The sequence below is a fragment of the Bacillus cereus G9842 genome, from assembly GCF_000021305.1.
GTDB lineage: Bacteria > Bacillota > Bacilli > Bacillales > Bacillaceae_G > Bacillus_A > Bacillus_A thuringiensis_S.
The window spans coordinates 2,721,419-2,733,232 of record NC_011772.1; the positions used below are offsets into that span (position 1 = coordinate 2,721,419).

Consider the following 11,814-nt stretch of genomic DNA (forward strand, 5'->3'; position numbering starts at 1 on the left):
ATTTTTTTATAAATAATTGCACTTTCTTCTATATTTTTCATCATTTTCATAAAAAAAATCATCTAAAATGAATTAGATGATCGAAATATATGTTTCAATTAAAATAGTGTAGGAGCTTGCACTACGTTGTTAAAAGCGAAATTTGAAGCTAAGCCATTATTCACAAGGTTTACATCTATAACTTGATAAAACGCATTTCCAGTGTCTGCAATTTCCCAAACAGCTAAAATAAGATGGTATCCACTACGATCAGTTGGTACATTTGCTTCATGCGTTACTGTTGTCCCTGGTCTAGCCCCACCGTCATTTTTCACATAGAATGGCACTAAATCTAAATCTGATCGCGTTAAAGGTTTATTTGGATTCCAGCCTTTTTTCGTAATATAATATTTCCACTCTTTTGTACTATGAGGAGCAGTTAGTTTCCACTTGAATGTATTCGTCCCGCCATTTAACGTAACTTTCTTCCACCTATCCACAGTTTGAACATCTAAAGCAGGAAAATGACCAGCCCCTGCAATTTGTCCATCAGAAGGTCCTAGTTGCGGAAATCCCCCTATCCCTTCTACACTTTGTGGTTCATATTGAATCGGTCCACAATTTACATTTACCCCTTGCTTACATAAATAAGATCGGCTCGCTGGTGATTCTACATAACCATGAGCTGAAGCCTTTTCTGAAAATCCAAATGTTAATAATCCCGTAAGTAATACGCCACCACTTAAAATAACTTTCTTCATCTTTTGTAAACTATTCTTTTTCATTCTTTCATCCCCTTCCGATAATAAAGCGAAAATAACTATAGTTGGCTAGTCATCTTCTCTACATTTATTATAAGACGAGAATCATTACTAAAAGAACCCTCTAAAAACTTTCTCAAATTCATTTAGTGCGTTAAATGGATTATATCAATAAATTTATTTAACACCGCCAGAAAAATATAGACGGTGTTAAAATAGTTTCTTATTATTCAGTATGATAACCTTTTAATCACAATTTATATGCATTTATAATAAAGAACCGTAGCATCTAACTTTCCATTCGGAGAAATTGCATACCCTGGTATTGTTCCAACTTCTTGGTAGTCTAGTGATTTGTACAATTTATTGGAAGGATCTCCTTCTCTAGTATCTAATACTAAAAGAGACCTGTTTTCTTGCTTCGCTCGTTCCTCTGCTTTTTGCATAAGCAATCGTCCAATACCGTTACGTCTAAAGTTTGGATGAGTCATTAATTTGCAAATCTCGGCTCTATGAATTCCGTTAGGCTTTGTAACTAATTGTAATTGAATACTCCCTGCTACTTCGTTGTTTATTTTAGCTACATACAATATCACTTCTGGCGCTATGACTGTTTGCCAATACTTTGTTGCGTCTTTTTGTTCCAGTGGAGGCAAAAAACCAATTGATGCCCCATCATTTACAACCGTTTTCAAAAGTTTCGAAAGTTCTTCCATATCATTTTCTAGTTGCTTAATTTCTTCAATTACTAAATTTCGCATTACTTTTCCCCCTTTTGTTTCATTGTAACAATTTTTAAAGAAGGAATAATGAAATAATAAGATGAATTTATATTAAGATATGATTTTTTGTGAAAGGATAACGATATGAAATATATATTAGATAGAACGTACGCAAAAGAACTACTCGAATGGGCATATGAACAAAACCCGGGCCCTTGGTTTGAACATTCACTACATGTTGCTCATGCAACTGAAAACATAATTATAGAACTTATAAAAAAAGGGTATGACCTAGATGCTGACATAGCATATAACGCTGCCCTTTTGCATGATATCGGAAGATACAAAGGTTTTACCAAATCGGTCATTCATTCCTATGATGGTTATATGTATATGAATGATTTAGGATATGCAGGAAACGCCATTATTTGTGTGACACACTCATTTCCCTGTAAAAATGAACATATAGATATCGCAGCGGAATGGCATCTCGTTCCTGACCATATGAAAAGCCGGTTGGTTGCAATATTGAATGAACATAGTAACTACGACTTATACAATAAAGTAATTACTCTTTGTGACGCTCTTGCTGACGCGGATGGCTTTACTACGCTGGAAAGAAGATTAATTTCCGTTGGTTTGCGTCATGGTACAACATCTCATACATCTTTACATTGGAAAGGGTTTTATGCAATTAAGAAAGAATTAGAAGCTTTAATCGGTAAGAGTATATACACAGTTCTTCCTGATGTAGAGAATTCGATTTATGAAGATATAGAATACTAAAGTGAATACAAATTTAATTTCACATAAAAAAACGTTTTAAACATAAAGTTTAAAACGTTTTTTTATTCAATGCTTTTGATTTTTCAGTTCTGTTAAACACTCTTGCACTAAAGTTACCGCTTGACTCATCGCAGCTCCGCCAGCAAATGCTGCTGAAACACCACATGCTTCCAGAATCTCTTTATCCGAACATCCTTGATCAAGACAACCTTTTGTATGATAAATTGTACAATACTCATCTTGCGTTGCTAAACTAATTCCTAATGCAATAAGTTGTTTTTCTCTTTTTGTTAAAGCACCCTCTTGAAAACAAGCTTGCGTAAACGCATTATATGTCTCAGCGATTTCAGGAATTTGATTTGTAAAACTACCTATACCTTCTTTATAATGATGTAGAATATCATTTATCGAACTATGTTGCTCATGTTCCATCTTATTCCCTCCAGTCATATTATCCATACCTATTGTAGTATGCGATGAAATGGAGGCAATATACCTTCTTTTAAATTAAGAATTTTCAGTTAATTTACGTTATAATTTTAAATTATCATCTACAATAACTTTTTCTCTAGAACTTTTTCTTTCAACCTCTTTACTTCTTTCTTCCCAAAATGTTAATCCTTCAATCCCCACATTTTTAGGATTAAATACTGGATCTTTCCCTTCTTTTTTCTGCGTTTCATAGTCTTTTAACACTTTTAATGCAATTTTACTTAATAATAGAATCGCGATTAAGTTTAACCATGCCATACTACCGATTCCTAAATCTCCGAGATTCCATAAAAGCGACGCTGATTCAACACTACCGATGTAAACCATAATTAAAAATCCAAATTTTAAAACTGGTTTTAACCAACCATACTTCAATTGACGATCTAAATAAGTAAGCGTCGTTTCAGCGATATAGTAATAAGCGAGTAACGTTGTAAATGCAAAAAAGAAAATTGCAATTGAAATAAATATTGGACCAAACCCTGTCATCACAGTTTCAACTGCTTGTTGCGTATAAATTGGACCTGCTTCCACATTTCCTATGTTTTTTACAATAGCGCGTTTCCCTTCAGGTATAACATTATACATACCTGTAATTAATATCATAAGAGCTGTCGCTGTACATACGACAATTGTATCGATATATACGGAAAACGCTTGAACTAATCCTTGTTTTGCAGGATGCGATACTTCAGCAGCAGCCGAACTATACGTCGCTTCTCCGACACCAGCAACGTTTGAAAATACAGCGCGTTTTACGCCCCATGCAATAGCTGCACCAACAATTCCACCAAACATTTCATTTACACCAAATGCGCTAGAGAAAATTAAAGCAAACATACTTGGAATCTCCGTTACATTCGCAATTAATATGATACATGTAACAATTACATAACCAATTGCCATAAATGGAACAAGCATTTGAGAAACGCCAGCAATTCTCTTTACACCACCAAAAATAATTGCTGCTAGTAACACGACTAAAAATATACCAGTTATATATTTGTTAATACCATTAGAGTTTTCAAATCCAACTGCGATACTACTAGATTGAATACCTGGTAATAACACGCCATATGAAAGTGTTACAACTACCGCTACAATGACTGCAAACCATTTCATTTTTAAACCTTTCTCAATGAAATATGGAGTACCGCCGCGATATTCATTCCCTACTTTACTTTTGTATACTTGAGATAATGTTGATTCAACAAACGCGCTCGCTGCCCCTAACAAAGCCATTACCCACATCCAAAATACAGCTCCAGGCCCGCCGAAAGCGATTGCTGTCGCTACCCCTGCGATATTACCAATTCCAACTCTTCCTGATAAGGCTAAACAAAATGCCTGAAAAGATGATATTCCCGTCTCTGAACTCTTTCCTTCAAATAATAGTTTAATCATCTCTTTAAAATAACGAATTTGCAAAAAGCGTGTTGCAATCGTGAAATATACGCCTGCCCCTAATGCAAAAACAACTAAACCGATACTCCACACTTGCCCTACTAACCATTCTACTAAATTCTCCATCCAAATCCCCCTTATCATTCTTTTGAAAAACAATTTTGTATATAAGAAAACGGACAACTATTATCAAACTTTCTAGTTGTCCGCATCTTTCATTATTTCATCCCTCAATTTTGTCAGTAAAACGCCCTATTACTTTATATTTACCCAAACACTTTTCACTTCTGTATAATTATCAAGCGCATATGAACCTAATTCGCGGCCAATACCAGATTGTTTGTATCCACCAAATGGTGCAGCTGCATTTTCTAAGTTATAATCATTAATCCACACTGTTCCTGCTTTTAATTTATTTGCCACTTGATGACCCGTTTTGATATTTTGCGTCCATACACCCGCAGCAAGGCCATAAGATGAGTTGTTCGCTCGTTCAATTACTTCTTCTGTCGAATCAAATGGAAGTACAACAACAACTGGTCCAAATATTTCTTCCTTAACGATTGTCATATCGTCTGTAACGTCTGTGAATACAGTTGGCTTAACGAAATAACCTTTTTCAAGCGCACGTTCACCACCAGCCGCAACTGTAGCACCTTCTTTCTTCCCTTGCTCAATGTAATTTAACACACGCTCTTGTTGTTTCTTAGATACGAGTGGACCCATCTCCGTTCCTTTCTCCATACCTGCTCCAAGTTTTACGTTGTTCGCCATTTTCACAAGTGCATCTACTACAGTTTCATAATGTTTACGATGAACAAATACACGTGATCCTGCGCTACAATTTTGACCGTGATTATACATAATACCTTGGAATGCACCACTAATTGCTTCTTCCAAGTCCGCATCTTCTAAAATGATATTTGGTGATTTGCCGCCAAGCTCTAACGTTACATGCTTAATCATTTCTGCAGACTGACGCATAATATACTTTCCTGTAACAGTAGATCCTGTAAAAGCAACTTTATCAATGTCATGATGATTTACAATTGCCGCTCCTGCTTCAGGACCAAAGCCTGGTACAAAGTTTACAACACCGTTTGGAAATCCAGCCTCTTTAAAGAGTTTTGCTGTATATAGTAAGGATAAAGGTGTTTGCTCTGCTGGTTTTAATACGATCGTACAACCTGTCGCCAGTGCAGCTCCCATTTTCCAAGAAGACATAACGAGCGGAAAGTTCCACGGAATAATCTGACCTACAACACCTACAGGTTCATGTCTCGTATAGTTTAAGTAATCTTTTGAAATCGGGATTGTTTGCCCAATAATTTTTGTAGCCCATCCTGCGTAATAACGATAATTTTCTACAGTCGCTGAAATATCATCCTCAAGTGCTACTTGATACGGCTTCCCATTATCTAAAGCTTCTAATTGCGCTAACTCTTCTCTATGTTCTTCAATTAAATCTGCTAATTTATAAATAAGATGCGATCTTTCAGCAGTAGTCATTTCTGCCCACGGACCAGATTTAAATGCAGATCTTGCTGCTTTTACTGCAGCATCAATATCCTCTTCTTGCGCTTCACATACGACTGCTAAAACATCTTCTGTTGCTGGATTGTACGTTTCAAACGTCTTTCCGCCAATAGCAGAAACAAATTCGCCATTAATAAACATTTTAATTTCTTCATTTAAAAACGCTTCCACTTTTGGTTTCAGCTCAATATTTGTCTTTAACATTATGTTCTCCTCCTTATTTAAACAGCTGCATGAGCTGCAATATTTGATAAAATCGTTTGAAGCTTTTGATCTTCGTTAACAGTTAATCCTAGTCTTGGATAGCGAGAAGGTCCTCCCGCTTGCCCATGTAATTCCATGGAACGTTTAACGATTTGAACATATTTCCCTGACCCTTCAAGAAATTCGCAAAGTGGTAAAATAGCATCGTTTATTTCCCATGCTTTTTCTAATTCACCATTTTGAAAATGCTCATACATTTTTGTAACGAGACCAGGAACGATATTTCCTGCTACTGAAACCCATCCCGAGGCACCAACTAAATATGATTCCATAACTAAATCTTCAGAACCACAGAAGACTTGGAAAGCCCCTTCACTTTGTCTTACTAAATCTCTTGCTTTTCGAATATCTCCGCTAGATTCTTTAATATGTGTAACATTTTCACACTCTTTTCCAATACGGAGCATTAGCTCTGTACTCATATCAACACCAGAAGTAAATGGATTATTGTATAACATAATTGGTATATTTACAGAGTTTGAGATTTCTTTAAAATGAAAATAGATCTCCTCTTCCTTCGGTTTACAATAGTAAGAGTTTATAATTAATGCACAATCCGCTCCGTGCGCTTCTGCATGTTTCGTATATTCAATTGTTTCTTTCGTCGTTTCCGCAGCAGTTCCAACAATGACTGGAATACGGCCATCAATTTCTTTCAAAACGGTTTCTACCATTTTAAATCGCTCTTCTTTTGATAAACTTACAAACTCTCCTGTACTTCCATTAATGATGATGCCTGCAACCTTTTGTTCGATAAAGTAATTTACATTTTGTTTTACCCCATCCCAATTAATTTCCTGAAATTCATCCATCGGTGTTATTAATACTGGAAATGCCCCTTTAATTTTTTGCATATTTATCTCTCCTTATCACATTTTATTTTAATAAGAACCCTGCCGGAAATGGATCCGTAGGGTCTAATAGAAACGTCTGCATTCCTGTAATAAATCCTCTACTTTCAAAACGGAAAATGTATCCTAGCTCCTCCTTCTTCACTTTTTCCACAGTTATAAAACTATTAAATATACTTTCATTTTTAAAAGGTTTATCCGCCATATAATCATTTTTAAATAACGCATGAACATAGGAAACGATAGTAGAAACAAAACCTGGCGAACGTACGATAAAGTTATCTTCATGAAATGTAATCGACTTTATATGGTTCTTTTCTTTTTGCGAAGGATCTACTAAAATAAGCCTTTTTATTAGCAACTGTTTTTGTATAGCCTGCAGTGTAGCTTCTCCCCATCTTTTCAATTCTGGAATGTTTTCAACACGAATTTCTGGCGAATACGCACCTTTTTCTACAACTGCATATACTTTATCTGCTTGTATGAGAGAATAACTTACATTACCAACCTGTAAATTTTCCTCAATCAAATAGCAAAGTTTGCTTTCAAACGAAACAGATACAACTTCATCATTCTCTACATACGCATGAACTAAAAATATTCCAGATAACGTTTCAATTTTGTATTGATTGGACTCTCTCTTTTTTAAATACCCACTTTCGAGTAACATCGTTATTACCGCAACAATGCCCCCATAATGAAGCGGAATCGAACCTTCATGATTAAAAAATAATACAGCTGCATCCACTTCATTATGGATAGATGGAACGACAATACACCCATTCAAACCGATAAAACCACGTGGTTCATTTAATAAAAGCTTCCTCTCTTCTGCTAATTCACCTGAAAATTGTTCATTTAATTGCTCCAAACTGTAGTAGTATTTGCATGGTACGTCTTTCATTACACGAAATGCCTCGCCATTTACATGTACGTCTACTGCTGTATACATTTTTTGAATGTTCATTTTATATCCTCCGTTTCATGTTCCATCGGCGGAATTAGCAAAAATCCTTCTTTGAGTGGATCCATTTCATTGTAAAAAAATTTATGCATACCCATAAGCCAAGCTGATCCCGTAATTTTCGTTATGACAGCTTCAATATTTTCAACATGTGTCGTATTCACGACATATCCTTTAAATAAAGAACCAACGATACTCTCATGAATGAACTCTTCACCAATTTTGATTTCTTTTTGAGCGTATAATACAGCTAGCTTCGCAGATGTTCCTGTACCGCATGGGGATCGATCTATTCCGCCTGGTGGTACAACAACTGTATTTTTCACATTCGCACATTCATGAGTAGCATCTGTATAAAATTCAACATGTGTTAATCCTCTAATAAACGAATACTCTGGATGAATGATTTCAAACTTCTCATTAATTGTGTTTCTTATATGAATCGCCTTATCGATGATTGTAGATGCATTTTCTGGTACTAATTCTAGGCCTACTGAATTCGCATCAATAATGGCATAAAAATTCCCTCCATACGCAATATCAGCCTCTACAGTTCCAATGTCTTTGACGTGTACAGTAATATTTTTCAATAAAAAAGCTGGTATGTTACAGAAAGATACCTCTTTTGCTTTTCCATCTTGAACAGCAATATCTACTTCCACTAAGCCAGCCGGGGTATCTAGTTTTAAAGAAGTAATCGGTTCAACTACTGGAATTAAACCTGATTCAACTAACGCTGTACATACACCGATTGTATCGTGACCGCACATCGGTAAGTATCCACCTGTCTCTATGTATATAACACCTATATCAGCCTCAGGATGACACGGGTCTGTTAATAATGCCCCTGACATTACATCATGACCACGCGGTTCATTCATTAACAATTTTCGAATCCAATCATATTCCTTTTTCATATGTAACATCTTCTCTGCCATCGTCTCTCCAATCAACTTTGGAAGTCCGCTAATTAATGTCCTCGTTGGATTCCCGCCCGTATGTGTATCAATAGTCGTAAAGACTCTTTGTGACCTCATCCGTTTAACACCCTTTCTGTAAAACGACTCAAACGAAGTGGTTCAATAGGAATAATTGTCTCTTTTTCATTTAATAACTCTTCAATTACTTTCCCAGTAACTGCTGCAAGACTAATCCCATCCCCTTCATGTCCAGCGGCAATGAAATAATTCGGAATATGTTCCACTCGTGAAATAATCGGCAAATGATCTTCTGTCCACGGACGTAAACCAGCGTAAGAACGAATTACCATCATATCTGCCATTTTCGGATAAAAGCGAATCGCTCTATTTGCGATACATTTAATGACTTCATTGTTTATTCTCGTATGAAACCCTACAAATTCACGACTACTTCCAATTAAGAAATTTTGACTTTCAGTAGGCTCAAATACGAGCGCAACCCCGTATTTTTCAGTTAAAGCATCTACTTTTCTTTTTCCGCCAAATTTAGAAATTAAATAACCGAATTCCATTACTTTACGGCATCCTACATGTTGTTGCCTTGATGCTACTATAATATGCCCTTTTCTCGGTTCAATTGGTATATTTACATTTAACATCTGACCAATCTTAGGAGCCCACACACCGGCTGCATTTACAACTTGTTTTGCTGTAAAAGTACCATTCGTAGTTTCTACAACAAATGAACCATTCGTCTCTATTTTCATACTCTTTACTTCGGTCTGCTTAAAGGCTTTTGCGCCAAACTTTTGTGCCTCTGACAGAAGCGAGAAAGCAAGGAGATATGGATTCACAGTTGAATCCGTCGCACATTCTAAACCGCCTAATAAATCATCAGCAAAAAAAGGCGACTCTTCTCTTATATCTTGCCTATCAAGCATTCGAAACGGTAATCCAGCTTCTTTTTGCCGATCTACCCATTGCTGCGCAGCTTCCATCTCTTCGTCTGACTCACATACGAGAATACTTCCTGGTGCCCTATATTCAAATGAATGCTCTAATTTTTCACTTAAATCAGTTACTAATTTTTGACTTACTAAAGACATTTGACTATCAAACCCTGGGTCTTTATCAATGGCCAAAATATTCCCATCACACCGTGAAGACGTCCCGCTGACAAATTCTCCTTTTTCAATGATTGTTACGTCTCTTCCGTATTTTGAAGTGTAATAAGCGATAGAACACCCTATTATTCCACCACCTATAATTAAAACGTCGCAGTGCCTCACAATATACTCCTCCTTTCCCTAAACCTCTCACTTTCTTTTATGCAATTGACGTGCCAATTCTGCACATATACAATTTCCATAAACAATATTTTTATTTGTAAAAATAATTCAAATTTATAGTAAATAGGTGTATTATTTTTTTATCACTGTCAAATTTTTTATACATAACGGGAGGATATTATGGCATTTTCATTTCCGACTATACAAGAGTTTTTGGAAAGTATTTTAATCGATCATACATGTAGCCTTAATCACATTAAGCAAGTAAACGGAAGGTTTTATTATCTCCCTTCTACTACAGAAGAATATAATTGCGCCATTATTTATGTAGATGACTCATTCACTGCATTAATTGACGCTTTTTCTTATGAATTAGCTGTTATCATCCTTAACGAAAACGATGAGCCGATATTCTGTATAACCTCTCAGCAAATGATTCCATTTCTTTATAAGTCCTACAATGAACTACAGTCATTTTATAACACCGTAATACAAACAACTGACTCTTCTGTTACAGTCATTGATAGTAAAGAATGCGTTCGAACTTGGACAGATGGTGCTGAAAAAATATTTTCAGTCAACCATAATGAGATTATTGGGCAACCGATTACTCGTTTTTTTGATTATAAAGACTTGGAAATTTTACAATCTTTACATGATGGAAAAAATATAGTCGCTCAGTTCCATCAGCCTCGTCCCGATTTATTCGTATTAATTAATTCAAATCCAGTTTATTGTAATGATGAAATTATAGGAGCAGTCGTTTCAGAAACAGATGTTACAAATCAAGTCGCTTTAAATGAAAAACTATTTAATATGTCACATGAAATGCACCGTTTAGAACAAGAAGTGGCAAAGTATAAAGATGAATCCGATCCATTCCTTGCGATGAATGGGAAAAGTCCTGTTATACAAAGAACGATACAATTAGCTAGAAAAGTTTGTTCGGTGAAATCAACTGTTTTAATACTTGGGGAAAGCGGAGTTGGAAAAGAAGTATTTGCGAAAGCAATTCATGAAGCAAGTGAAGCAGCGAAGGCGCCTTTCATTTCGATTAACTGCGGGGCAATTCCAGAAGCTTTATTTGAAAGTGAATTATTCGGTTACGAGCGTGGGGCCTTTTCTGGAGCGAATAGTAAAGGGAAAAAAGGTAAAATCGAACTCGCACAAGGCGGTACTTTATTCCTCGATGAGATTGGCGAAATGCCGCTCGATATGCAAGTAAAACTGTTACGTGTACTACAAGAACGAAAGTATTACCGAGTTGGCGGAGAAAAAGAAATTAATATTGATTTCCGCATTATCGCTGCTACAAATCGGGATTTACAAGAAGAAATGAGAAAAGGAACTTTCCGAGAAGATTTATATTATCGTTTAAATGTAGTTAGCCTGCATATTCCACCGCTGCGTGAAAGACGAGAGGATATTATCGAACTCACATACTCATTCTTAAACGATTTTTCGATCAACTATAACCGACCAATTCGTGACCTACCTTCAAGCATTATGCATGAACTGCTTCATTACAATTGGCCAGGTAATATTCGCGAACTTCGAAACGTTGTTGAACGGCTTGTGGTATTCGCAACAGACGGAATTATAAAACAAGAATATTTACCATTTCATACGACTGAAACTTTAGACAACCATACAGCTCATTCCCTATTACTCAGCAACAATAATACAATCCTTTCTTTACAAGAAGAGATGGATGAGCATGAGAAAAAAGTTATTGAAAAGGCTTTACGAATTTTAAATGGGAATAAATTAGAATGCGCAAAACAACTTGGCGTAACAAGGGCTACTTTATATAACCGTTTAAAGAAACTCGGACTTCAATAAAGAA

11 protein-coding genes are annotated in these 11,814 nt (G+C 35.9%); 2 read left to right on the forward strand and 9 right to left on the reverse strand.

Features of this window, described 5'->3' with window-relative positions; genetic code table 11:
• Window positions 1-98: 98 nt before the first annotated feature.
• A complete protein-coding gene (locus BCG9842_RS13645; RefSeq protein ID WP_000742282.1) occupies window positions 99-764 on the reverse strand; it encodes a lytic polysaccharide monooxygenase in 666 nt (221 codons plus the stop codon).
• 233 nt (window positions 765-997) lie between these two features.
• On the reverse strand, window positions 998-1,501 hold the full coding sequence (locus BCG9842_RS13650; protein ID WP_001245261.1) for a GNAT family N-acetyltransferase: 504 nt from the start codon (window positions 1,499-1,501) through the stop codon (window positions 998-1,000).
• A 105-nt stretch (window positions 1,502-1,606) separates the two neighbouring features.
• Here BCG9842_RS13650 and BCG9842_RS13655 point away from each other — a divergent pair, with 105 nt between their 5' ends.
• The gene (locus BCG9842_RS13655; RefSeq protein ID WP_000874108.1) at window positions 1,607-2,248 is read left to right on the forward strand and encodes an HD domain-containing protein; all 642 of its coding nucleotides are present in this window, start codon (window positions 1,607-1,609) and stop codon (window positions 2,246-2,248) included.
• A 66-nt stretch (window positions 2,249-2,314) separates the two neighbouring features.
• Here BCG9842_RS13655 and BCG9842_RS13660 read toward each other — a convergent pair whose 3' ends face one another.
• The 7 genes from BCG9842_RS13660 to BCG9842_RS13690 form a co-directional block, all read right to left on the reverse strand.
• Window positions 2,315-2,707, reverse strand: coding sequence for a carboxymuconolactone decarboxylase family protein (locus tag BCG9842_RS13660; RefSeq protein ID WP_001999958.1), 393 nt, complete (start codon window positions 2,705-2,707; stop codon window positions 2,315-2,317).
• Between the two features lie 72 nt (window positions 2,708-2,779).
• A complete protein-coding gene (locus tag BCG9842_RS13665; RefSeq protein ID WP_000429519.1) occupies window positions 2,780-4,270 on the reverse strand; it encodes an alanine/glycine:cation symporter family protein in 1,491 nt (496 codons plus the stop codon).
• 129 nt (window positions 4,271-4,399) lie between these two features.
• Window positions 4,400-5,884, reverse strand: coding sequence for an aldehyde dehydrogenase family protein (locus BCG9842_RS13670; protein ID WP_000920981.1), 1,485 nt, complete (start codon window positions 5,882-5,884; stop codon window positions 4,400-4,402).
• 17 nt (window positions 5,885-5,901) lie between these two features.
• Window positions 5,902-6,798: a 4-hydroxy-tetrahydrodipicolinate synthase gene (gene dapA, locus BCG9842_RS13675; protein WP_001169450.1), complete on the reverse strand. Its 897-nt coding sequence runs from the start codon at window positions 6,796-6,798 to the stop codon at window positions 5,902-5,904.
• 22 nt (window positions 6,799-6,820) lie between these two features.
• A complete protein-coding gene (locus BCG9842_RS13680; RefSeq protein WP_001025575.1) occupies window positions 6,821-7,762 on the reverse strand; it encodes a proline racemase family protein in 942 nt (313 codons plus the stop codon).
• A complete protein-coding gene (locus BCG9842_RS13685) occupies window positions 7,759-8,796 on the reverse strand; it encodes a proline racemase family protein (RefSeq protein ID WP_001257539.1) in 1,038 nt (345 codons plus the stop codon). Before BCG9842_RS13685 ends, BCG9842_RS13680 begins: the two co-directional genes overlap by 4 nt.
• The gene (locus BCG9842_RS13690; protein WP_001215272.1) at window positions 8,793-9,968 is read right to left on the reverse strand and encodes an NAD(P)/FAD-dependent oxidoreductase; all 1,176 of its coding nucleotides are present in this window, start codon (window positions 9,966-9,968) and stop codon (window positions 8,793-8,795) included. Before BCG9842_RS13690 ends, BCG9842_RS13685 begins: the two co-directional genes overlap by 4 nt.
• Before the next feature lie 180 nt (window positions 9,969-10,148).
• Between BCG9842_RS13690 and BCG9842_RS13695 the strand changes: the two genes are divergently transcribed.
• The gene (locus BCG9842_RS13695) at window positions 10,149-11,810 is read left to right on the forward strand and encodes a sigma-54 interaction domain-containing protein (protein WP_000885736.1); all 1,662 of its coding nucleotides are present in this window, start codon (window positions 10,149-10,151) and stop codon (window positions 11,808-11,810) included.
• Window positions 11,811-11,814: the final 4 nt, after the last annotated feature.